Below are 22,596 nucleotides of genomic sequence, written 5' to 3' on the forward strand. Positions count from 1 at the left end.
GCGCTACAGCAGGACGACATCGTATTGCTCCTGGGTATACTGCGTTTCGGCGCGGAATTTGATGCGAACCCCTAGGAATGTCTCCAGTTCCGACAAGGTGTCGGCTTCCTCGTCCAGCAGCCGCTCGACGACTTCGTTGGATGCCAGCACGAGGAGTTCCTGGACATTATATTGACGCACTTCGCGAATGACTTCGCGGAAAATCTCCATGCAGACTGTTTCCGGCGTTTTCAGCACACCGCGCCCGCCGCACGCGGGGCAGGGCTCGCACAGGATATGCTCGAGGCTCTCACGGGTGCGCTTGCGCGTCATTTCCACCAGCCCGAGCGAAGACACCTCGCTGATGGTGTTCTTGGCGTGGTCCTTTTCCAGGCTTTTTTCCAGCGCTTGCAGGACCTGCTGCTTGTGGTCCTCGTCCCGCATGTCGATGAAATCGATGATGATGATGCCGCCGAGATTGCGCAGCCGCAGCTGGCGCGCAATGGCTTGGGCCGCTTCCAGATTGGTCTTGAAGATGGTTTCTTCCAGGCTGCGTCCGCCGACGAAGGCGCCGGTGTTGACGTCTATGGTCGTCATCGCCTCGGTCTGGTCGAACACCAGATGGCCGCCTGACTTGAGCATGACCCGGCGCTCCAGAGCCTTCTGTATTTCGTCCTCGACGCCGTAGAGATCGAACAAAGGCCGTTCGCCGGAATAATGCTCGACGAGGGGAGCCAGTTCCGGAACGAATTCCTTGGCGAACTTGACCAGGCGACCGTAGGTTTCGCGGGAATCGACCCGAATTTTCTCGACTCGGGCGCGGTGCAGATCGCGCAAGACCCGCATGCTGAGCGGCAGGTCCTCATGAAGCAAGGTTTTCGGCTTGACGGTCTTGATCCGCTGAGCGATGGAATTCCACAGCTTGAGCAGGAACAGCATGTCGGTGCGGAGCGCGGTTTCTTCGATGCCCTCGGCGGCTGTGCGCGAGATGAATCCTCCGGTGGCGTGCTCCTTCTGAAAGGTTTCGATGACGGTGCGCAGCCGAATCCGTTCCTGAGCGCATTCGATGCGCTGCGATACGCCGCAGGTTCGGCTGTAAGGCATATAGACCTCGTACACCGATGGAATGGCGATTTCGGTGGTGAGCCGCGCGCCCTTGGCGCCTATGGGGTCTTTGACGACTTGTACGACCAGTTCCTGCCCTTCGTGAAAAATCAGCTCGATCTGGTCGGTCGGTGTTTTCTCCCGATCGGTGGCGCCTAGATCCGATATGTGCAGGAATGCCGCCCGTTCCAGCCCGATGTCCACGAAAGCGGCCTGCATGCCGGGCAGCACTCGGCAGATCTTGCCCTTGTAGATGTTGCCGACCAGCCCGCGGCGGCGGGTCCGCTCGATCAAGACCTCTTGCAAGACGCCGTTTTCGACGATGGCTACGCGAGTCTCCCGCGGTGTGACGTTGATGAGTATTTCGTCGCTCATGCGCCGGCTAGGTGGCAGAAACGTTGAGGACCGAGATTCCGACACATTTCAACAGTTCCTCCGTCTCGAAGAGCGGCAAACCCATGACGCCCGAGTAGCTGCCGGACAGATGCCGAATGAAGACCGCGCCCTTGCCCTGAATGGCGTAGGCGCCGGCTTTGTCGCGGGGTTCGCCGGTGGCCCAGTAGGCTTCGATTTCTTCCTGGCTCATTCGGCGAAAGCTCACGCTGCTGACGCTCAGCGCTTCCCAATGCCGGTCGCCTTTCCGCAGCGAAACGGCGCTCAGGACCCGATGCTCCCTACCGGCCAGCTGCGAGAGCATGCGCGAAGCGTGCTCGAAATCTTGCGGCTTGCCCAAGATGTTCCCGTCCAATACGACCTCGGTATCCGCCGCCAATACCGGCAGCCTGCCGCCGCTGTTCTGCCAGGTTTCGAGCGATTTTTCCGCCGCCACGCGCTGGACATAGGCCTCGGGGGGCTCGTTCGGCTGCGGGTGTTCGTGAACTGCGGCCGGCATCACGTGATAGGCGATGCCGAGTTGATCGAGCAGTTCGCGGCGGCGGGGCGATGCCGACGCCAAAATAATCTGCGGACTTCGGGTGTCCATGCTATCGGTGATAAGGGTGATGCTGCAGAATGCTCCACGCCCGGTAGATCTGCTCGGCTACGATGATACGCACCACCGGGTGAGGAAAAGTCAACTTCGATAAGCTCCATCGTTGATTCGCGCGTTCCAGGCAAGCCGGAGAGAGTCCGTCCGGTCCTCCCACCAGAAGCGCCACGTCGCGTCCGCTTTCCAGCCAGTGCGCCAAAGCTGCGGCCAAGTCCGGCGTGCTCCACTCCTTTCCCGCCACATCGAGCGCGACTACATGCACATCGCGCGGCAATGCCGCCAGCATCCGCTCTCCTTCATCCTCGGTCAGTCGGACGATGTCGGCATTCTTCCCGCGTTTCGCCGGGGCGATTTCCTTCAGCACCAGTTCGCACTCCCGGGGCAGGCGTTTGGCATACTCCGAATAAGCTTCCGTCACCCAATCCGGCATGCGGTTACCGACGGCCACCAGATGAATCCGCATGTGACAGCGCGGGACAAAAAAACGAATTATAAGGCAATCGGCCTAATTTACCGACTGCGACAAATGGGGTGGCTGAAAGAAAAAGCACGTAGGATGTGCTGACCGAAGGGAAGCGCATCGGTTGCGAACGATGCGCTTCCTTGCGTCAGCGCATCCTACCGGCTCGCCATCGACGCGTTACGAATCAAGCCAGTTGCAGCATCTTGTTCAGAGCCAGCTTGGCCCAGCGTGCGTCGCCCTCGGGTACTTTGATGCGGTTGACGACGTGTCCTTCCACCAGGTTTTCCAGCACCCAGAGCAAGTGTTGCGGATCGGTTCGGAACATCGTCGAGCACATGCACACGGTCGGGGACATGAAATGAACTTCCTTGCCCTGCGGCTTGAGTTCCTCGGCCAGCCGATTGACCAGGTTGAGCTCGGTGCCCACCAGCCAGCGGGTGTTCGGCTCCGCCTCGCGTACGGTTTTCAGAATGTATTCGGTCGAGCCGATGTACTGGGCTTTCTGGCAGACTTCGAAAGAACACTCGGGATGGGCGATCACCCGTGTGTCCGGGTAACGCTCCAAAAATCGGTCGATATGCTCCGGGCGGAACATCTGATGCACCGAGCAGAAGCCCTTCCAGAGAATGATCCTCCCCCGGCGGATTTCGTCTTCGGTCAGGCCGCCCATGGGTTTGGCGAAATCCCAGGTCACCATCTCGTCGAGCGGAATGCCCATGCGATAGCCGGTGTTGCGTCCGAGGTGCTGGTCGGGAAAGAACAGCACTTTCTGCCGCTGGGCGAAGCTCCAGTCGAGAATCTTTTGGGCATTGCTGGAGGTGCAGACGATGCCGTTGTGCCGCCCGCAAAAGGCTTTCAGATCGGCCGCCGAATTGATGTAGGTCACCGGCGTCACGATTTCGTCGGGATCGAACAGTTGACCGAGTTCGCTCCAGCACCGCTCGACGGCGGCCAAGTTCGCCATGTCGGCCATCGAGCAGCCGGCCGCGAGGTCGGGGAGAATCGAGATTTGTTCGGGACGCGACAGGATATCCGCCACCTCCGCCATGAAATGCACGCCGCAGAACACGATGTACTGGGCATTGGACTTGGAGGCTTCGCGGGACAGCTTGAGGGAATCGCCGGTCAGGTCGGCGTGGCGGAACACCTCATCGCGCTGGTAATGATGGCCCAGAATCACGCAACGATCGCCGAGTTTTCGCTTCGCGGCGATGATTCGTTGCTCGCACTCGGCGTCATCCAATAGGGCAAATTGCTGTATGGCAAGAGCGGATACGGACATAATTCGGCGGTAACACGAGTGAAATATGGCAGTGTGGAGGCCGATAATAACACAGCAAAATAGTGCGTAATAGGTGTCGCGAACGGGATCGACGGTGTGGTCTTGTTGCGAATCAATCTGAGAAATGCGGACTGACGTTTGGGATATTCCGACTCAGTTCCGCGGACGCAGTTGATTCAGGGGGGGCGCCGAATTGGCGGCGAAACGCGGTGGCGAAGTTGGCGGCACTGGTGAAACCGGCCCGGTGCGCAGCCTTGTTCACGCTAACGCTTTCGCGTTCCAGTGCGGTGCGTGCACCGTCCAGCTGAACCGCCCCGGTTTTCCCGGAGACAGTTAACGTTGAGTCAGGCCGCGATGACCGACCAGTTTCAGCTTCCGCCGCAGCAGGCCGGTCAGGGAATGGCGCCGCCATCTAATTCCGTCATCGTTGTTTCTGTGGAAGCCTCGCCAGTCTCGGCACCCGAGTTCATGGCGACGTTCCAGTCCCGCACCACGCGTTGCGCAAACGACCGCACTCCTTGATCGGCATCTCCGGCGAGTCGCTCGAATGCATCGATCACCGCACGATCGCGGAATCCCTGACTAGCGCCATGCTGCCATAAGTGGTGCGCTGCACGCTGACGGAACTCGGAGGTGCGGCCGGACGCTTGGGCGGTGGCGATCAGCGCTTCCGTAGCCCTGGGATCGTCAACGCCCTCCAGTACATCCAGCGCCTCCTCGTGCAATCGGCTATACGGCGATCGTAAGGCATCCAGGGCCCGTTCCACCGAAGCGGACAGTCGGCGCCTTTGAGCCTCTTCGAAAAGTTTCTGCTGGGCTTCGGGATCTCTTGCTTCGTCCGGATCGATCCCCGCGTACGATCCGGGCAGTGGGCGGAACTCGTCCAGGCTCTTAGGCTCGCCGGGAGCGGGTTTCGGCTCCGCGGCGATCAGCCGGAGCGTGTCCGCGCTGCCCGGATTTCCCAGGACTTGCGTCACCCAACGTCCTTGGTTGTCGGGATACGCTACGAAGGAATAACCGTCGAGCAGTCGTCGCAGCGCCTCGGGCACGTCGAGGTCGGCGAACGTCACCGATACCTTTCGGCGGTCGGCTTCCGCCTCGCGGATGAGGAAGCGGATTCCGGCGGCGGCCCCGACTTCTTCCAGGCAACGCTCCAAGGTTTGATTTTCGCAGCGCAGGCTCAGGCGCTGATCGGTATAGCGCGCTTCGGGCTCAACCGTGGAAGTGGCCGGAAGCGCTTCGCCGCAAACTCCCGCCAACAGTGCGACGGCTCCTAAAATGGTTTTCCGGTGGATCATGATCACAAGACCTCGTTCGGTGTGGGTTCGCCCGTTACTTTCGCCATGCCTCGCCGGGCACGACGGCGCTTTTACCTTGAAAGCAACCGGGATGCCATCGCCTCGAAGACTGGACACACGCGCGCCGAATTCCCGCACTCGGGAAGCTCGCCAGGCAGGGTGACGCGCTTCGGATTGGGTTCCCCCCTCGGTCGCCCCCCTCAAATCAGCACCATTTTTACGCCATATCGTTTTGTGTACGAAATATCGTAATTCCTCGACGGATTACGATCGGCTCGCTGCCCCATGCTCTTAGGCATAACCCAGTCAATTCAGTCGCTTACATGAGGAGGCGAGCGTTGGCCCGCGGTTTGCGCCAGTACGCATCGTCACCGTACCCGAAAAGAAATCTCTTTACATACATTCAGGAGACGAGCCGTGAACACTCTCAAAACACTGACCGCCTGGTTCCTTACCGCAGCCACCGCCCTGGGAAGCACGGTTTCCCTGGCCATCGACAACTCCGCCTATTCGCACGACGCCGACAACGGCGCCCGCAATCCGCAGTGGATGAGTTCGCTGCCCGATAGCCGCAAGTTTAGCGAACTATCCGTGCCGGGAACCCACGACACCATGGCGTTGTACGGCGGTGACTATGCTCAGGCGCAATCCATGTCGCTCGCGAAACAACTCGATGCGGGCATCCGGGCACTGGATATCCGCTGCCGCCATTACGAAAATACTTTCCAGATCTATCACGGCTTCGTGTACCAGTTTGCGAGCTTCGAGACCGTGCTGGACGCCGTGCAGCAGTTCCTGAATCAAAACTCACGGGAAACCGTTTACATGTATATCCAGTCGGAAACCACAGACATCACGCCGGCCAAGGGAAACACCCGGTCCTTCGCCGAAACCTTCGACGACTACAAGTCCCGGTATCCCGGTCTGTTCTGGGAGTATACCGGCGAGAATCCGACCCTGGGCGAAACCCGCAGCAAGGTCGTCGTCATTCAGAATTTCTATCACGATCCTGCGGTGGGTCTCGATTACGACCGTTTCGCCAAGCGGGATAACGACTGGAAAGTCAGCACCAACTGGAAACTCTACGACAAATGGACCTCGGTCAAATCCCAGCTCCAACTGGCCGCGACGGCGTCGACCGATACGGTTTTCTCCATCGGCCTGAACGGCGCCGAAATCGCTTTTCCCTACTTCGTCGCCAGCGGCCATAGCTCGCCGGGTACCAACGCACCCCAATTGATGACCGGCCTGACCACGCCGGGCTGGAAGGACTGGTATTCGGATTTCCCGCGGGTCAACTGCGTCCTGGGCATCTGCTCCATCGCCTTCCTGGGCACCAACCAGTTGACCAACCTTTGGCTTCTGACGCAGAGGATGACGGTGGACCTGCTCAACATGGACCCGAGAAACAAAGACCGGAAGCGCATCCCCTATCCCCGCGTCGGCCTCATCTGGGCCGATTTCCCCGGCAAAAGCCTGATCGAGAACATCATCGCGTTGAATCGCCGGTAGTCTCGAGTGGTGGAGCACATGAAGGGGTGGCAAGATGAGGAGGCATTGCCACCCCTCTTATTATCTTGGCGCACCGTGAAAAGCATCGCTCATGCTGAAACTGGAAATAAAATGGGGTACATCGTTCCGCTTGGAATCCATTCCATTGCGCAATGCTGTCTGAGGCGGTTCGAAAAAGCATGACCGTTTCACGCGGAGACTTTTTTCAGACCTGGAAATAAGCCGAGCTGCACGAGAACTACGCATACTCGGCATCGCACGAGCCCGCCGTCCGCGAATTGAGATGCCTGCCGGCATCCTCTATTCTTAGCGACTTTAATGAAATTAGCCGATTCGTGCTCAATAAGACGATAACCGGCGGGCGGAGATGTGAACCTAATCCAGCAATTGTTATTGACGGTCGGCCTGGGTTTGATGGCTGTTTCGGTTAAGGGAAGCGATCTGGGCCTGAGCGACGAACCTTTATTAAAAGAATTTCATTTGGCGGATTTCGACGGTAAGGCGGACGAAGCCGCCTTATTGAGCGATTGGAAGATCATAGTGGAGCGACAACCGGCCAGCATGGCGTTTCGGCTGGGCGAAGACCGAACGAACGGTGTTTCGGGGAGGTCCCTCCAGGTGAGATACGCCTTGCCGCCAAAGACCGATTCGGTGGATCTCCCGGAAACCAGCGGCGAGTTCAGCGCGTCGCTGAATTTGAACTCGCTGGATGCGGCGGACTACGATCATTTGAGGTTCTGGGTCAAGGGAGATCCGGCCGAGGGTTTCAACCCCGAGTTCGAGGTGCAGTTTCGCCGTCCGGAACCGGCAGGGAGCGGGATGAAGGAAGTCGGCAGCTTTATGGTGAGCGGTATTACCGATCAATGGAAACAGGTCGTCGTGCCTTTGAATTACATGATCGGCATCAAGGACTGGAGCCAATTGTCTTCCTTCGTCATTACTTTTTCGCCGCGCGAGATGCGCGTCCATAATGGGGCCTATTGGATCGACGATATCGCGCTGATCAAAACCGGCAAACCGGGGCCCGGCACCGGCGATCTAGTCATCGCCGAAAAGAAGAAAGCCTGGGAAGACGCTTTAGGCGGCGAAGCGGCGGCGCGTCCCAAACTGCGGGAGCGACTGGCCGGCTGGCCCGCTACGCCCTTGATCGACGGCAAAACCCTGCCTGCCGACGAGCGGGAATTTCTCCGCCGCATCGCGCAGGATACCTGGCGCGGCCTCGACGCTTTGACCGACAAGCTGCACGGTTTGCCGCTGGATCGCGTGCATTTCGGCAACGGCTCCGTCGATCTCTCGGTTTCGAAAATCGGCGATTACACTAGCGTCACCAATATCGGTTTTCATTTTCTAGCGGTGGTTGCCGCTCACGAGCTCGGATTCATTACCCGCGAGCAGGCGCTGGAACGGCTCGCGGCGACGCTCGCGACCTTGGAAGTTCTGGAAACCTATCGGGGCTTTTATTTCAATTACTACAACACCACGACACTGGAGCGTACCAGCAATTTCGTCTCGTTCGTGGATTCGTCCTGGCTGACGGCGGGTCTCGTCGTTGCGCGGCAGACGTTTCCGGAGTTCGCTGCCCGTTGCACGCGGCTGATCGAAAACGGCAACTACCGTTTTTTTTACGATCCCGACCATAAGCTCATGTCCCACGGGTATTATGTGAACATGGCCTTGCGGTCGACCTTCCATTACGGGGTGTTTTACGCCGAATCCCGCATCGGAAGCTTGATCGCCATCGGCAAGGGCGATGTTCCCGAGGAACACTGGTTCAGGATGGCGCGCACCCTGCCGGCGGAATTCGATTGGCAGTCGCTTACGCCTCTGGAGCGCACGGAGAAGAGCGTGAACGGTTTTCGCTGGATCGGCGGCTATTACCAATGGCGGGATTACCGCTATGTGCCTTCGTGGGGAGGCAGTTTGTTCGAGGCGCTGATGCCGGCGCTGGTGCTGGATGAAGCGCAGCACGCACCGGGCAGCCTCGGCTACAACGGCAAAGTGCATACCGACATACAGCGGGCATACGCGCTGGAGTCGCTCGGTTATCCGGTCTGGGGCATGTCGCCCAGTTCTACTCCGGGCGCGGACCGTTATTCGGAGTACGGGGTAAAGTTTCTCGGTGCGGCGGGCTACGGCGAGGGCGTGGTAACGCCTCATGCGGCGGCCCTGGCCCTGCTCACCGAACCCTCCGAAGCGGCGGTCAATTTGCGGAAACTGATCGAACTTTATCCCATTTACGGCGATTTCGGATTCTACGACGCGGTGAATCCGGTGACGGGCGAAGTGGCGTACAACTATCTGTGCCTGAATCAGGCGATGATTCTCGTGGCTCTGGCGGACCATCTCGCCGACCATGCGGTGCAGAAGCGCTTCGCGGCCGATCCGATCGTACAACGGGCCTTGCCCCTGATCGGCTTCGAGAAGTTCGTCGATCAGGCGCCTTGACCGTGGCATCGACAGCGAAGCTTATCCGCACCTTCGATCGCGGCGCAGCGCGCCGAAACGTCCATCATCCACTTTAGGCCTGTCGAGGATGACCAGCGTCGAATTCGAGCACGTCGATAAAACCTATCCGAATGGCCATCGGGCCATTTCCGACCTGAGTCTCCGCATCGAGGACGGCGAGCTGATGGTTTTCGTCGGTCCCTCGGGTTGCGGCAAATCCACCCTGCTGAGACTGCTCGCGGGACTCGAGGAGGTCACCGGGGGAATCATAAGAATCGGCGACCGCGTGGCGAACGAGCTCAGTCCGCAGCAGCGGAATATCGCCATGGTGTTCCAGGATTATGCCTTGTACCCGACCATGACTGTGCGCGGCAATCTCGAATTTCCCTTGAAGATGCGGAAGCTCTCCAAGGAGGAAATCAGACGGCGGGTAGGCTGGGCCGCGGACATGCTCGGATTGGGGGATGTCATGGACCGCTTGCCCAAGCAGCTTTCCGGCGGCCAGCGTCAGCGTGTCGCCATGGGGCGGGCGCTGGTGCGGGAGCCGACGGTGTTCTTGCTCGACGAACCGCTATCGAATCTCGATGCGAAGCTGCGCACTCAGGTTCGGGCGGAAATCGGCGATCTGCAGCGGCGCACGGGCGCAACCATGATCTATGTCACTCACGACCAGGTGGAGGCCATGACCTTGGGGCAGCGTATCGCCGTGCTGGATCAAGGCCGCATTCAGCAGGTGGCCAATCCCAAGGAACTGTATGAGCATCCGGCGAATGCCTTCGTCGCGGGATTTATCGGCAACCCGCCGATGAATTTGTTTACCGCGGAATTGCGAAAGGACTTAGACGGACGCTTGCAACTCTTGGTCAACGGACAAGCCCTCCTGGTGTTGCCCGACAAGTGCGCGGCAAGCCTTCGCGACCGCGGCTTGCCGGTAACCGCGGGTTTTCGCCCGGAAGCCGTGCGTTTGTCGGAAGAGGGCGGAAACGGCTTTCCGGCCGTAGTCGTCAACGCGGAATACCTGGGCCACGAGACTTTGCTTCACTTTCGTCCCGGACGCGCCAGCGATCAACTGTCGGATGCGCCGGTCTGGACGGCAAGACTGCCCGGATTGCATCTCTTCTCCAAGGATGAGGCCGTTCGCTTGACGGTATCGCCGGATCAAATTTACTTGTTCGATTAGCTGAACGAACGGGATAAGCGCCTGTCGGATATTTATTCGCCGCCGGCTTTATCTATAAAGTAGCTGCCACGCCTAAGCCGGGGTAGTCATGATCGACTGGAAACAACCGGCATTTTTTCTTGAACTGCTGGTCATTCTGACCAGTTCGCTGGTCAGTGTCGTCGTTTTTCGGCGTTTCCGCATTCCGGACATTCTGGCTTATCTATTCGCCGGCGCCGTGATTGGGCCTTATGCGCTGGGCCTGGTGAAAGACGACGCGAATATCCGTCTCTTCTCCGATCTGGGCGTCACCTTCCTGCTATTCGATCTGGGGCTCGAATTCTCTCTGCCCAGGCTGCTCGCTCTGCGCCGGTCGGTGTTCGGCTTGGGGGTATTGCAACTGACCCTTACGATCGCCGTAATGTCCGGCGTCCTGATCTGGTTCGGCGGTTATTCGTCCGCCGCCTCTCTGGTGATCGCCGGTGCGCTGACGGTGTCGTCGACCGCGATCATCGTGCGGGAATTAAATGAGCTGAGACTCATCAATCGGCACCACGCCCAGCTGTCCATAAGCGTTTCGATTCTTCAGGATCTCGCCGCTGTAATTCTTTTGATACTCATTCCGGCGCTCGCCGTTACCCCCGATCAACCGGTTTACCGGCAAATCGCGTGGACTCTCGGATCGAGTCTGCTCTTGGGAGGTTTTCTTCTCGGCGTGGCGCGATGGGTGTTGCCGCACGTTTTCTATGAGATCACCAAGATTCAATCCGAAGAAATCTTCGTGCTGACGACTCTGGTAATCGTATTGCTCTCCGGTTGGTTGATGAGTGCCTTTGGCCTATCGATGGCGCTCGGCGCCTTCATCATCGGGGTCATGCTGGGCGAGAGCGAATTCCGCCATCAGGTCGAGATGAGCATACGGCCGTTCCGCGATATCTTGATGGGACTGTTTTTCGCGAGTCTCGGCATGAAGCTCGACATCGGGCTGTTGAGCGGCGAGTGGTCCATGCTCCTGATCGGTACCGCCTTGGTGGTACTGGGCAAATGGGCCATCACAGTCGCATCGGCTCTGATCGTCGGCGAATCCTTCCCCACCGCCTGCAAGGCCGGGCTGCTGTTGGCTCAGGTGAGCGAGTTCGGTTTCGCCCTGATCGCCTTGGCCACCGAAGTGGGCATACTCGCCACGGACACCAGTTCACGGGTGCTTTTGATTGCCTGGGCCACTATGGTTTTGAGTCCCGTGCTGATCCGCTACAACTTCGAAATCAGCGAAGCTCTGGCCGGAATGGCAGGGCAGCGGTTCTCGGCGCGCGACAGAGAAAGCGAGCATATCCCGCCGGATTTGAGCGATCACGTGATCCTTGCCGGTTATGGTAGGGTCGGGCAAATGATCGGGAGATTTTTGCGGACCAACCAGATTTCGTTCATCGCGATGGATATCGACAGCGAGCAGGTCAAAAAAGGGCGTAAGGACGGCGAGTTGGTGATTTACGGGAGTTGCGACCGGATCGAACTGCTCGAGCGTTGCCACATCGCCCGCGCGCGCCTGGCGATCCTAACCTTCAAATCGCTTAAGGAAGCCCAGCGAGCGGTTTCGAAAATACGCTCGTCGGGCTATGCGCTGCCCATCATCGTCAGGACCCAGCACCACAGCGATTACACCGGCTTGATCATGGCCGGCGCCAATCACGTGGTGCCCGAGATGTTCGAGGCCAGCCTGCTGATTGCGGCGGAAGTTCTGACCATGCTCGGTTTTTCAAAAGGCGAGGTCGAGGAGCAAATCGACGCCGAGCGGAAGCGCCATAGGCATTTGAGGTGGACTAGTAGGCTCGGATGACGAAGGATCCCGCCATTTCCGCGAAAATGCCCGTTTTCGTTTCCCAACCCAACTTACATGTTGGGTTCACGACGCGCTCCGGAGGGAAAGAAGGCATTATCTTTCTCGACCATTTTGTGTGACGTGGTCCGGAAGTCCGCTGACGCCGGTTTTAAAAGCGTAGGACGCTAACGATTGGCGATGCCGTGCGGTACGTGGCCGGTGGCGACGTGGAGGCAGGCGGATTCGCAATGGCCTTTTTGGTCGTCGAAAAAAATGTCCGCGCCGAACGCCCGCAGAAACGGGCCTTTATCCATCCCGCCCAGAAACAGCGCTTCGTCGATGCGGATGTTCCAGGCGCGCAAGGTACGGACCACCCGTTCGTGGGCGGGAGCCGCGCGGGCCGTTACGAGAGCGGTCCGGATCGGTGACTGGTCCGGGCCGAACAGGGTCTGAATTTGGTGGAGCGCGGCCAGAAAGGCTTTGAACGGGCCGCCGGAGAGCGGATTTCGCGCCTCGGTAATTTCATTTTCGGTGAACGCTTGCAAACCGTCGGAACGATAGATGCGCTCCGATTCGTCGGAAAACAGCACGGCATCGCCGTCGAAAGCGATTCTCAGTTGTTCGGACTCGTTCGCGGACTTGCTGGCCGACATGATGGTCGCCGCCGCGTATCCGGCATCCAAGGCCTTGGCCACGTCCTCTGCGTTCGCGGAGAGAAACAGGTGCGCGCCGAAAGCCGCGATGTAATTGAACGGCGATTGGCCGCTGGTGAACGCCGCGCGACAGATATCGAGTTCATGATGCCGAATCGAGTTAAAAACCCTAAGTCCGGTATCCGCGCTATTGCGCGACAGCAGGATGACCTCGACCATCGGGGCGGCCAATACCCGGTTCAGTGCCAGGAGTTTCTTGACCAGCGAAAAAGCCACGCCCGGCGCCAAGACGCTGTCTTCGTGTTCGACCTGGTACCGGCAGAAGGCTTCTTTGCCGTCCTGTTCGAAAATAGCGTGGGATTCGTCCAAGTCGAATAGCGCTCTGGACGAGATGGCCACCACCAGTTTCTTATCCTGTTTGGTAAGCTTGGCTGTCAAATCTGGAAGGCTGGTCACGTCGCGAAAAAATCCATAGAAAAATAATTCGTAACGTCGATGCGGGCACTAATAGCAATCTGAGGGGTCTTAGCTGCTGTTTTGCGGTCTGTTGCTTCGCCCAGCCGAGGGAGCTTCGAAAAGCCGTTTGGTTAAGCGATCAATATATACATTTTTTTTCTGCTGCCGCAAAATCTGTCCTCCTTTTATGAACGTGCCAAAATTATTCAATTGTCAATTTACCTAAGACTATAACAAAGCGTCAGCCATGAAAGATTTATTGCGTAGCAAGTATTCACTTCTTTTCTTATTCCTCTTCATCATCCTGCTTTATGTCCTTTTGGACAAAGCAGTCCTTCCTTTCGTGATGAAAGTGGTCGAATCGGATGTGTTCTTTGAGCAAGAAACGGAAGAAGAACAGTTGGGTAACGTCAAAAATGAACGTACCGACTTTGCGCTGATGCACTGCAAAAATTCGATGAAAGAAGAGGGTATGTTGCCTGAAAATGCCGACTTTCTCGACGCCAAGTACGATGCTTGGGCCTTGGGCAATCGAACCTACATCATTCGTTCAGGCATCAGGGTGGTCGATCCCGAGAAGGGACAGACGGAGAGGAAGTTTGCTTGCAAAATCCGTTTGGTCGAGAACGACCCGACGGATTTCAAGAATTGGTCGATTCTGGGTATCGATTTCCACTCGGAAGACGAGGAGGAATAAGTACCCGGCCGGGGTTTCCGGAAAATCCGTAGTGGCGGATTAAAGATCCGGCGGAAAAACGCCGGATCTTTAATCCGGATCTGAGTAGCCCGTCGGCGTCGGCATTAACCCGGCGGCCAGCTCATCGGGCGTCCGCCGAGAACGTGGAGGTGGAGGTGGTAGACCTCTTGGCCGGAATCCCCTCGGCAATTGATGACCGTGCGGTAGCCCGTGTCCGCGATGCCTTCGGATCGGGCGACTTTCCTGGCCGCTTGCAGTAGCTCGGAAGCCAATACCGAGTCGGCCTCGGGCAGATCGTCGAGAGTCGGGATGTGCCGCTTCGGTATGACCAGCACATGAACCGGCGCACGCGGCCGAATATCCCGAAACGCCAGCACGTGATCGTTCTCGTATACCACCGCAGGCTTGATGTCGCCGGCGACCATCTTGCAAAACAGACAATCCGTCATCGTTTCCTCCGCTGGGTCTAACCTAGAAACGGGAATAGTAAGGCTGGACAGTCGGAATCCCTAGGGCTTTTCTACACCATCAAAGCGGTCAACTGCCGTCTCGAGGTTCAAAAGTCTTTGCGGCCGTCGAACGCATGTGCCAAGGTGGCGCCGTCGACGTATTCCAGTTCGCCGCCGAAGGGTACGCCGTAGGCTATGCGGGTCGTCCGAGCTCCGTTCTTCCTCGCCATCTCGCTGATGTAGTGAGCTGTGGCTTCTCCTTCCACCGTGGTATTGGTGGCTAGGATGATTTCCGCGACTTCGCCCGACCTCAACCGCTGTTCCAACAAATCGAGGCGCAACTCCTCCGGGCCGATGCCATCCAGCGGAGAAAGCCTTCCGTTGAGCACGAAAAAGAGACCCTTGAATCCGGTTGCCTGACTGATTGCATAAACCTCGGCAGGCGTTTCTACGATGCACAACTGCGTTCTGTCGCGATTGGGACTGGCGCAGATATTACACAGTTCGCCTTCGGTCAAGGTGCGGCATAGCGCGCAATGTCCGATTTTTTCGAGAGCGGAAAGCAGGGATTCGGCGAGACTCCGCGCGCCTTGCCGGTCGCGCTGAAGAAGATAGAACGTCATCCGCTGGGCCGATTTCGGACCCACGCCCGGCAGGCAGCGCAGGGCTTGCATCAATTGGGACAAGGCCCCGGTCTTTGGCATTGGCGATAGAGCGGTCGAATGTTAGGGCAGGACTCGTTCAAAACGGAAGTTTGAATCCGGCGGGCAGCTCGATACCGCCGGTTAAAGCCGACATTTTTTCCTGTTTGAGGCGATTGACCCGGTTTACCGCGTCATTTACGGCGGCGGCGACCAAGTCTTCCAACATGTCGCGATCGTCTCTTACCAGACTTTCGTCGATGCTGACCTTTTTCACTTCCTTTTTGCCGTTCATGACGACCTTGACCAGTCCGCCGCCCGATTCGCCTTGAACTTCCAAAGCGGCTAATTCCTCCTGGGCCTTCTGCAGGTTTTCCTGCATCTTCTGCGCCTGCTGCATGAGATTGGCGAGCGGGTTTTTCATGGGATTCTCCGTCAGTCAATGGGTTTGGTGGAACCTGGGATGATACGGGCGTCGAAACGCTCTTTCAGTGCCCTGATGTTCTCGTCTTGCTCTATTTCGATTTCCGCGGTCCGCTGGCGTTCCTCTTTTTCGCGTTGAATCAGCGAAGCAGGCGTTTCCCGTCCGGGCGCCTCGATTTTGATCGTCAGTTTCAAAGGACTTCGGAAATAATCCCTCAGAGCCTTTTCCAGGTTGGCCTCCACCCGGCTGACGCGGAGGTGAGCATGTTGTGGATCGAGCACCAGGATACAGGATTTTTCGTCCAGGTCTTGCAATACGCAATTGTTCGCCAGTTCGCGAGTCAGTCCGGCGATGCCCATCGCCTGGATCAGCCCGTGCCAGTCATGGCTCGATCCGATTCGAGACGCGGGCGGCGCAGGAGCTGTTCCGATCTCGGTCTTAATCGGTTCGGGAGCAGGCTCGGCTTCGACCTGAGTCGGCATGGAGACGGGGCTGGCGTCGAGCGGACGAGCAATTTTCGGCGGATCGGTTTTCCGTGGGGGAGCCGCGTCGACGGCACTCCGCAGGTCCGCAGATTTCGTCGCCGGACGAAAGGCCAGCATGCGCAGCATCACCATTTCGAAACCCGAGCGCGGATCGGGGGCGAGCGGCAAGTCCCGCTGTCCGATCAAGCCGATCTGATAAAACAGCTGCAAATCCTCTGCGCCGATCCGTTGTGCGAGATTCAAAATCAGGTCGGCGTCGTCCTCCCGCTTGATCGCCTCGGGAATCCATTGGGCGAGCGATGCATGGTGCAGGATGATCAGGATTTGTTGCAGCACGTCGGCGAAATTCGGCGTGTGCTCCGCCATCTGCTCGATGTGCCGGAGCAAGGTTGCGGCATCGCCTTCGGCCAGTGCCGAAAGAAGCTCGAAGACCGGATGCCTCGCCACGGTGCCCAGCATCAGGCTGACTTCGGCTTCCCTGAGCCGGCCGCCGCCGTGGACGATTGCCTGATCGAGAAGACTCAGCCCGTCGCGCATGGAGCCTTCCGCGGCACGGGCTAGCAGCTTCACGGCGGCGGCCTCGTATTCGATGCTCTCGCGCCTTAGGATTTCTTCCATCTGGGCGCGAATCTGATCCGGCGTCAGCCGCTTCAAATTGAATTGCAGGCATCGCGACAGCACCGTGACCGGAATTTTCTGCGGATCGGTCGTGGCCAGCAGGAATTTGATGTGGGGCGGCGGTTCTTCAAGCGTTTTGAGCAGGGCATTGAAGCTATGCCCCGAAAGCATGTGCACTTCGTCGATCAAGTAGACCTTGTACCGCCCCTGGTTGGGGGCGTACTGCACGTTTTCGAGCAGGTCGCGGGTATCTTCGACTTTGGTGCGCGAAGCGGCATCCACTTCGATCAAATCGACGAAGCGGCCTTCGTCCACTTCGCGGCAGATCACGCACTCGCCGCACGGGTCGTAAGTTTTTCGATCCTCGCAATTGAGCGCCTTGGCCAGGATTCGAGCGATGGTGGTTTTGCCGACGCCGCGGGTGCCGGTGAAGAGATAGGCATGGTGCATACGGTCGAATTCGAGCGCGTGGGTCAACGCTCGGACCACATGCTCCTGGCCGACGATTTCGCTAAAAGTGCGGGGGCGCCATTTCCGGGCTAGGGCCTGATACGGCATTCTGGGTTTGTGCACGCTATCGACCGGGATGAATGAATTAGGGCGGCAAGCCGCGCCAGCCGCACCTCGGCACACGAATCCGCTGCTACCGCTGCTCCCTTCCGGGCCTGACGGGGTTTACAGCGTATCGTTGCGAGGGGACCGACGCGACTCGCCATTGAACTCGAAGACCCGGCCATGTCCCATGGCGGGGCTGAAGAGAACGTATTATCGTCGATTAAGAGTCCGGCTTCAAGGCTATATAACGTTTGTCTCAAGCGGTCTTCCGGCGTAGGTGTCTCCGTTTGTGACGAACAGACGACAGCAGCGACAGCAGAATGAACCCCATCCCGGTCAGTCCGGTTATCACTTCGGACACTTCGACGACCATGCTGGCCAGCATCAGGAGGGCCAGCGCGCCTATGGCGTAGTGGGCGCCGTGTTCGAGGAACAGGTATTCGTCCAGGGTGCGCTTGTGAACCAGGAAAACCGTGAGGCTGCGCACGAACATCGCGCCTATGGTCAGGCCCAGCATGATGATCACGACGTCCTTGGATAATGCGAAAGCGCCGATGACGCCGTCGAAAGAGAAAGACAGATCGAGTATTTCCAGATAAAGAAAGGACATGAAGCCGGCTTTGTGTGCCGTGTGTTCGGCGGCTTTCGGGGTTTCGAAAAGGGCGGACAGACTTTTTACCAGGACGAATAGGATGACGCCGGCCAATCCGGCGATCAGGGCGTCCAGGCGCTCTTCGTGCGGCAGATAGTGTTGAGCGGTCAAAAGAGCCGTGAGCGCGGTGATGACCTCGATCGATTCCAGTTTGCCCAGGCGCGACAAGCGGCGTTCGACCCAGCCCAGCCAGTGCAGCGTTCTTTCCGATTCGAACAGAAAGCTGAAAAACACGAGCAGCAGGTACATGCCGCCGAACGCGGAAATCTGTATGTGCGCGGACGTGATGTGACGGGCGTACTCGTCGCTTTCTCGGAAAGCCATGATCACCACATCCTGTAGGCTGTGCCCGGTGATGACGGCGACGATCAGGATGGGCAGGAGAAAACGGGCCCCGAATACGGCGATAATCATGCCCCAGGTGAGAAAACGCCTCTGCCAGCGCGGGGTCATTTTTTTCAGTACCGAGGCGTTGACCACGGCATTGTCGAACGAAAGGCTGACCTCCATCACGCTCAAAATGCCCGCCAGGAAGAGACCGGCCAGTCCGGCCCAGTAGTAAGCGGTCGATAAGCCGATCAGCAAAATCAAGAACGAAAACAAGAAATACCGCACAAAAAACTCCGCATTAAATAAAAGTACGGCTATGAGGGTCGGTAACCGTTCTTTCCGCCAAGAGCCGCCGTCCAGGCGAAAGCGGTCAGTCCCAGGCGAAAGCGGTCAGTCCCAGGCGAAAGCGGTCAGTCGAATTAAGCGGCAAGTTGCTCCAGCAATTGGCCGATGAAAACGACCTTACTCTCGGGAGTATCGAAGCGGGCAAAAAATTTCAGTTTATCCGGGCCGTCCAGTTTGTAGGTTTGCGGTTGGGCTTGGATCAGACGAATCACCTGGGCGGGATCGACGGCCGGATTCGGATTGAATAATAGCCGGCCGTTTCCGGAGCCCGCTTCGATCTTGTGGACCCCGAGGGCTTCCGCTCTCAGTTTGAGTTCGGTGATCGCGAACAAGTTCTTGGTCTGCGGAGGCAGGAGTCCGAACCGGTCGATCATTTCCACCTGCAGCTTGCGCAAATCCTCTTCGTTCTTGGCATTGGCGATACGCTTGTAGAGCACGAGACGGGTGTGAACGTCCGGCAGATAAGTGTCGGGAATGAGGGCGGGACACTGGAGGTCGATCTCGGGGCCGGCCTCGTGGGGAAGCATGTCGAGATCCAGCGATTTGCCCGATTTGAGTGCCGCCACAGCCCGTTCCAGCAACTCGGTATACAGGCTGAGACCGATTTCTTGAATCTGGCCGCTTTGTTCATCGCCCAACAACTCGCCGGCGCCGCGGATTTCGAGGTCATGGGAAGATAGCATGAACCCTGCTCCGAGTTCGCCCGTGGCCTCGATGGCCTCGAGCCGCTTGACCGCGTCGGCGGTCATCAAGGATTTCGGCGGTACCACCAGATAAGCGTAAGCGCGATGATGCGAGCGGCCGACCCGCCCTCGAATCTGGTGCAGCTGGGCGAGTCCCAGCAAATCGGCGCGGTGGATGATGATGGTGTTTGCCGTCGGAACGTCGATACCGCTTTCGATGATGGTGGTGCAAAGCAGTACGTTGAAACGCTGATGGTAAAAATCCAGCATGATCCGCTCCAGTTCCCGCTCCGCCATCTGCCCATGAGCGGTGCGGACACGGGCGACCGGCACCAGCTTCTCCAAGTCCCGCGCCGCTTTTTCCATGGTTTCGATCTTGTTGTGCAGGAAATAAACCTGCCCGCCGCGTTTGATTTCTCGGAGTATTGCTTCCTGAATCAGGGCATCGTCCCATTCGCTGACGAAGGTCTTGATGGCGTGCCGGTTGGGCGGCGGAGTGGCGATGATGGAAATATCCCGGAGCCCGGACATCGCCATATTGAGCGTGCGCGGAATCGGCGTCGCGGTCAGGGTGAGAAAATCCAGTTCGCTGCGGAGTTTCTTGAAATGCTCTTTCTGGGCGACGCCGAACCGGTGCTCCTCGTCGACGATCACCAGTCCCAGGTTCTTGAAGCGGACATCCTTTTGCAGAATCTTGTGGGTGCCGATGAGGATATCTATCGTGCCCTTCTCCAAGTCTTCGAGGAGCTGCTCCTGCTGTTTTTTGCCGACGAAGCGTGAAACCACCTCGACCCGAATCGGCCAGTCGGCAAAGCGGTCCCGGAAATTCTGAAAATGCTGCTGCGCCAATAGGGTCGTGGGCACCAGAACCGCCACCTGTCTGCCGTTTTGCGCCGCGATGAAAGCCGCTCGCATGGCTACTTCGGTCTTGCCGAAGCCGACATCGCCGCAGATGACTCTATCCATGGGGAGGGGCGCGGCCATGTCCTTGACGACGTCGAGGATGGCGTTCTCCTGATCGGGCGTTTCCTCGAAGGGAAAACCGGCGGCGAAAGCGGCATATTCCTCGGTCACCGTTTTATAGGCGTGTCCCTCCTTGGCCGCTCGCTTGGCGTAAATATTCAGCAGTTCCGCCGCGATATCCCTTACCCTCTCGAGTGCCTTGCGCCTGGCCTTTTGCCACTGTTCCCCGCCCAGTTTGTGCAGGGGGGCGGTGTCGGGGCTGGCGCCGCTGTACCGGCTGATCAGGTGCAAAGAGGAAACCGGGACGTACAGCTTGTCGTTGTTCGCATACTCCAGTGCAAGGAACTCGGTTTCGATCCCGCCTACTGTCAGCTTGGTCAGGCCGAGATAGCGGCCGACGCCGTGATCCTGATGCACGACCGGTGAGCCGATATCCAGTTCCTCCAGGTTACGGAAGATCTGCTCGAGGTTGCGATCGGCTGCGGTCCGGCGCCGTCTCCGTTGTTGAACCCTTTCTCCGGAAAGCTGAGTTTCGGTAATGATGGCCAACGGCGGATCGGTAAGCCAGAGGCCGTGGTCCATCGGCGCGACGACCAGGCAGGGGCTTTTCTCGGCGGCGAGAAATCCTTGCCAGTTTTCGACGACTTGCGGCTTTATGGCGTATTTCGCCAGGGTATCCAGCAGTGCTTCCCGATGACCTGCGGTTTCCGCGACGAACAAAATCCTGCCAGCCTTCTCGCTTAGGAAAGAGGACAATGCGACAGCCGGCTGCTTCAATTTCGGGTCTATCGCGACAGGGGGAAGCGGCCGGCAATCGTAGTCGACCGAATCGAATTTTTCGGTAGGACGCGCGGGAGAGGACGCAATCCAGATTCTGGGATGGACGGCAAGCCGTTCGGCCAGAATGCTGGGTGTCAGAAACAGCGATTCCGGCGGGAGTGGAGGGCGGTCGATATGCCCCGACCGGTGATCGTGCCGCTTTTCGACCTCTCGAAAGAAAACCTCGGCGGCATCGTCGATGGCACGGTGTAGAACGACCGCGGCCGTTTTCGGCAGATAGTCGAACAAGGTTTCGGTTTGGTCCACGAACAGCGGCAGATAGTACTCGATGCCGCCCGACGCGATGCCTTTGCTGACGTCCTGATACAAAGGATTGTTGATGGACGCCTCGGAAAAATGCGTTCGGAATGCCCGTCTAAACCGTTTGATCGCTTCCTCGTCGAAAGGAAACTCGCGAGCGGGAAATAAGCTGATTTCTCTGACTTTCTCCAGGGAACGTTGAGTCTCGGTATCGAAAGTCCTGATCGATTCCACTTCATCGTCGAAAAGCTCGATACGATACGGGACGGTACTGCCCATAGGGAAAAGATCGATGATCGATCCCCGTACCGCAAATTCCCCGTGTTGCAGAACTTGCGACACGCACTCGTATCCGACGCTTTCCAGTCTTTGCCGGGTCTCTTCTAGATTAAGCCGGCTGCCTACTTTTAGCGCAAAGGTGTTGGCCAATACATGCGAGCGCGGCGCCAACCGCTGCATCAAGGTGGCGACCGGAGTAATCAGTATTCCGTGTTCGATGCGCGCCAATTGGGCGAGCGTTTTCAGCCGTTCCGAGACGATTTCGGGCAGGGGAGAGAAAACGTCGTAAGGCAGGGTTTCCCAATCGGGAAAGTGGAGTACCGGCGCGCTTCCGTCCAGAAAAAACTCGATTTCGTGTTCGAGCCTCAGAGCGGTTTGCGTATCTTCGGTCACGATCAGATAGAGCCGTTTATCTTGCTTTACCGCCTGAGCCAAGGCCAGAGAATCGCCGCAGCCATTTAGGTTTTGCCAGACCATGGACGGGGCGTTGTAGCCCGGAACGGTCGGCGTGAACGGTGAAATGGCTCCGAACTGTTTTGCAGCTTGATTCATGGCTCTGAAGTGATGAATGTCGAACGAATAACTAAAGGGGTAGTGTCGCAGAAAAATCTGCTCTAGGCTCTCGTGCGACCGGGTTAGCGGTATTCGGATGTCTACCTATATATATACGGTCAAATTGTTGACAGGTAGGACCGGCATCGATACAGCCTGGTTCTTGGAATTCAATCGAAATAACGCCAATCTTCCGTTTTAACACGGGCACTGCGGAATCAGCGCTCATTGCTTCTATCTAATTGTCTAAAATATGAGCGATTTATTTTTTATATTTTTTTAATATACTAATTACGTCTTCACAAGGTTAACCTATATCTTGTTACGTCAATTTTATAATAGAGGTAGTTTATGAAGGGCAATTTAGCAGACCTTTCCGAAGCCGAACTGGCAAACATGATCGAAAACGCTCAGAAAGCGTTGAAAGAAAAGAAGGAAACTAAGCGCAAGGAAGTCATAAGCAAGATAAAGGAATTGGCTGCTTCGATCGGTGTTAATGTGGACATCACTGAAGGCACAAAGGTCTCCGGGAGAAAGGGCAGTAAAGTTCCGGTTAAATACCAAAACCCCAATAATCTGTCTCAAAAATGGACCGGCCGTGGTATGAAACCGAAATGGCTGCAAACGCTCATCGAGCAAGGCCATAAGCTGGAGGACTTTGAAGTGAAGTCCTGATCGAGAGCAA

19 protein-coding genes and 1 other RNA gene are annotated in these 22,596 nt (G+C 57.7%); 6 read left to right on the plus strand and 14 right to left on the minus strand.

The features are described from left to right. Positions 1-3 precede the first annotated feature (3 nt). The 6 genes from rng to ACR2R1_RS22115 form a co-directional block, all read right to left on the minus strand. Complete coding sequence (gene rng / locus ACR2R1_RS22090) at positions 4-1,458, minus strand: ribonuclease G (protein WP_434111967.1); 1,455 nt, start codon at positions 1,456-1,458, stop codon at positions 4-6. A gap of 7 nt (positions 1,459-1,465) precedes the next feature. Continuing rightward, the gene (locus ACR2R1_RS22095; RefSeq protein WP_434111970.1) at positions 1,466-2,065 is read right to left on the minus strand and encodes a Maf family protein; all 600 of its coding nucleotides are present in this window, start codon (positions 2,063-2,065) and stop codon (positions 1,466-1,468) included. A 1-nt stretch (position 2,066) separates the two neighbouring features. Beyond that, positions 2,067-2,534: a 23S rRNA (pseudouridine(1915)-N(3))-methyltransferase RlmH gene (rlmH, locus tag ACR2R1_RS22100; RefSeq protein WP_434111972.1), complete on the minus strand. Its 468-nt coding sequence runs from the start codon at positions 2,532-2,534 to the stop codon at positions 2,067-2,069. 184 nt (positions 2,535-2,718) lie between these two features. Next, on the minus strand, positions 2,719-3,816 hold the full coding sequence (gene nadA, locus ACR2R1_RS22105; RefSeq protein WP_434111974.1) for a quinolinate synthase NadA: 1,098 nt from the start codon (positions 3,814-3,816) through the stop codon (positions 2,719-2,721). A 112-nt stretch (positions 3,817-3,928) separates the two neighbouring features. Further along, complete coding sequence (locus ACR2R1_RS22110; RefSeq protein ID WP_434111976.1) at positions 3,929-4,228, minus strand: helix-turn-helix domain-containing protein; 300 nt, start codon at positions 4,226-4,228, stop codon at positions 3,929-3,931. Further along, entirely contained in the window at positions 4,209-5,114 is a 906-nt protein-coding gene (locus ACR2R1_RS22115; protein ID WP_434111978.1) for a hypothetical protein, read from the minus strand. The genes ACR2R1_RS22110 and ACR2R1_RS22115 overlap by 20 nt, the downstream gene beginning before the upstream one ends. Positions 5,115-5,531: 417 nt before the next feature. Here ACR2R1_RS22115 and ACR2R1_RS22120 point away from each other — a divergent pair, with 417 nt between their 5' ends. From ACR2R1_RS22120 to ACR2R1_RS22135, 4 genes are all read left to right on the plus strand, one after another. Then, positions 5,532-6,626, plus strand: a complete 1,095-nt coding sequence (locus ACR2R1_RS22120; RefSeq protein WP_434111980.1) for a phosphatidylinositol-specific phospholipase C — start codon at positions 5,532-5,534, stop codon at positions 6,624-6,626. A gap of 369 nt (positions 6,627-6,995) precedes the next feature. Beyond that, positions 6,996-9,071, plus strand: a complete 2,076-nt coding sequence (locus tag ACR2R1_RS22125; protein ID WP_139841151.1) for a glucoamylase family protein — start codon at positions 6,996-6,998, stop codon at positions 9,069-9,071. Between the two features lie 88 nt (positions 9,072-9,159). Then, complete coding sequence (locus ACR2R1_RS22130; RefSeq protein ID WP_077728954.1) at positions 9,160-10,251, plus strand: ABC transporter ATP-binding protein; 1,092 nt, start codon at positions 9,160-9,162, stop codon at positions 10,249-10,251. 88 nt (positions 10,252-10,339) lie between these two features. After that, positions 10,340-12,067, plus strand: a complete 1,728-nt coding sequence (locus ACR2R1_RS22135) for a cation:proton antiporter (RefSeq protein ID WP_077728955.1) — start codon at positions 10,340-10,342, stop codon at positions 12,065-12,067. Positions 12,068-12,234: 167 nt separating this feature from the next. Here ACR2R1_RS22135 and ACR2R1_RS22140 read toward each other — a convergent pair whose 3' ends face one another. After that, positions 12,235-13,158, minus strand: coding sequence for a 5'-nucleotidase (locus tag ACR2R1_RS22140; protein ID WP_240502422.1), 924 nt, complete (start codon positions 13,156-13,158; stop codon positions 12,235-12,237). A gap of 247 nt (positions 13,159-13,405) precedes the next feature. On the opposite strand from ACR2R1_RS22140, the gene ACR2R1_RS22145 reads away from it, so the two are divergent. Then, entirely contained in the window at positions 13,406-13,855 is a 450-nt protein-coding gene (locus ACR2R1_RS22145) for a hypothetical protein (RefSeq protein WP_434101719.1), read from the plus strand. Positions 13,856-13,959: 104 nt separating this feature from the next. On the opposite strand, the gene ACR2R1_RS22150 is transcribed toward ACR2R1_RS22145, so the two are convergent. The 7 genes from ACR2R1_RS22150 to mfd all read right to left on the minus strand — a co-directional run bounded on the left by ACR2R1_RS22150 (position 13,960) and on the right by mfd (position 21,911). Next, complete coding sequence (locus ACR2R1_RS22150; protein WP_086135325.1) at positions 13,960-14,304, minus strand: histidine triad nucleotide-binding protein; 345 nt, start codon at positions 14,302-14,304, stop codon at positions 13,960-13,962. 107 nt (positions 14,305-14,411) lie between these two features. Further along, positions 14,412-15,008 (minus strand): recombination mediator RecR, encoded by a 597-nt coding sequence (gene recR, locus ACR2R1_RS22155; protein WP_133716664.1) that lies wholly within the window; start codon positions 15,006-15,008, stop codon positions 14,412-14,414. A gap of 37 nt (positions 15,009-15,045) precedes the next feature. Further along, a complete protein-coding gene (locus ACR2R1_RS22160; RefSeq protein ID WP_077728959.1) occupies positions 15,046-15,369 on the minus strand; it encodes a YbaB/EbfC family nucleoid-associated protein in 324 nt (107 codons plus the stop codon). A gap of 11 nt (positions 15,370-15,380) precedes the next feature. Then, a complete protein-coding gene (gene dnaX, locus ACR2R1_RS22165) occupies positions 15,381-17,030 on the minus strand; it encodes a DNA polymerase III subunit gamma/tau (RefSeq protein WP_133716690.1) in 1,650 nt (549 codons plus the stop codon). Between the two features lie 50 nt (positions 17,031-17,080). After that, positions 17,081-17,177: signal recognition particle sRNA small type (gene ffs, locus ACR2R1_RS22170), an RNA gene on the minus strand. A gap of 106 nt (positions 17,178-17,283) precedes the next feature. Beyond that, positions 17,284-18,294, minus strand: coding sequence for a DUF475 domain-containing protein (locus ACR2R1_RS22175; RefSeq protein ID WP_133716665.1), 1,011 nt, complete (start codon positions 18,292-18,294; stop codon positions 17,284-17,286). 134 nt (positions 18,295-18,428) lie between these two features. Continuing rightward, a complete protein-coding gene (gene mfd / locus ACR2R1_RS22180) occupies positions 18,429-21,911 on the minus strand; it encodes a transcription-repair coupling factor (protein ID WP_434111985.1) in 3,483 nt (1,160 codons plus the stop codon). 351 nt (positions 21,912-22,262) lie between these two features. On the opposite strand from mfd, the gene ACR2R1_RS22185 reads away from it, so the two are divergent. Beyond that, complete coding sequence (locus ACR2R1_RS22185; protein ID WP_077728962.1) at positions 22,263-22,586, plus strand: H-NS family nucleoid-associated regulatory protein; 324 nt, start codon at positions 22,263-22,265, stop codon at positions 22,584-22,586. Positions 22,587-22,596 lie beyond the last annotated feature (10 nt).

Source organism: Methylocaldum sp. GT1TLB, from assembly GCF_051027445.1.
In the GTDB taxonomy this organism is placed as follows: Bacteria; Pseudomonadota; Gammaproteobacteria; order Methylococcales; family Methylococcaceae; genus Methylocaldum.

Bases quoted from the DNA above. Each gene is read 5' to 3' on its own strand.
- rng (WP_434111967.1), bottom strand. From the start codon at position 1,458: ATGAGCGACGAAATACTCATCAACGTCACACCGCGGGAGACTCGCGTA.
- ACR2R1_RS22095 (WP_434111970.1), bottom strand. From the start codon at position 2,065: ATGGACACCCGAAGTCCGCAGATTATTTTGGCGTCGGCATCGCCCCGC.
- rlmH (WP_434111972.1), bottom strand. From the start codon at position 2,534: ATGCGGATTCATCTGGTGGCCGTCGGTAACCGCATGCCGGATTGGGTG.
- nadA (WP_434111974.1), bottom strand. From the start codon at position 3,816: ATGTCCGTATCCGCTCTTGCCATACAGCAATTTGCCCTATTGGATGAC.
- ACR2R1_RS22110 (WP_434111976.1), bottom strand. From the start codon at position 4,228: ATGGCGGCGCCATTCCCTGACCGGCCTGCTGCGGCGGAAGCTGAAACT.
- ACR2R1_RS22115 (WP_434111978.1), bottom strand. From the start codon at position 5,114: ATGATCCACCGGAAAACCATTTTAGGAGCCGTCGCACTGTTGGCGGGA.
- ACR2R1_RS22130 (WP_077728954.1), top strand. From the start codon at position 9,160: ATGACCAGCGTCGAATTCGAGCACGTCGATAAAACCTATCCGAATGGC.
- ACR2R1_RS22135 (WP_077728955.1), top strand. From the start codon at position 10,340: ATGATCGACTGGAAACAACCGGCATTTTTTCTTGAACTGCTGGTCATT.
- ACR2R1_RS22145 (WP_434101719.1), top strand. From the start codon at position 13,406: ATGAAAGATTTATTGCGTAGCAAGTATTCACTTCTTTTCTTATTCCTC.
- ACR2R1_RS22150 (WP_086135325.1), bottom strand. From the start codon at position 14,304: ATGACGGATTGTCTGTTTTGCAAGATGGTCGCCGGCGACATCAAGCCT.
- recR (WP_133716664.1), bottom strand. From the start codon at position 15,008: ATGCCAAAGACCGGGGCCTTGTCCCAATTGATGCAAGCCCTGCGCTGC.
- ACR2R1_RS22160 (WP_077728959.1), bottom strand. From the start codon at position 15,369: ATGAAAAACCCGCTCGCCAATCTCATGCAGCAGGCGCAGAAGATGCAG.
- dnaX (WP_133716690.1), bottom strand. From the start codon at position 17,030: ATGCCGTATCAGGCCCTAGCCCGGAAATGGCGCCCCCGCACTTTTAGC.
- mfd (WP_434111985.1), bottom strand. From the start codon at position 21,911: ATGAATCAAGCTGCAAAACAGTTCGGAGCCATTTCACCGTTCACGCCG.
- ACR2R1_RS22185 (WP_077728962.1), top strand. From the start codon at position 22,263: ATGAAGGGCAATTTAGCAGACCTTTCCGAAGCCGAACTGGCAAACATG.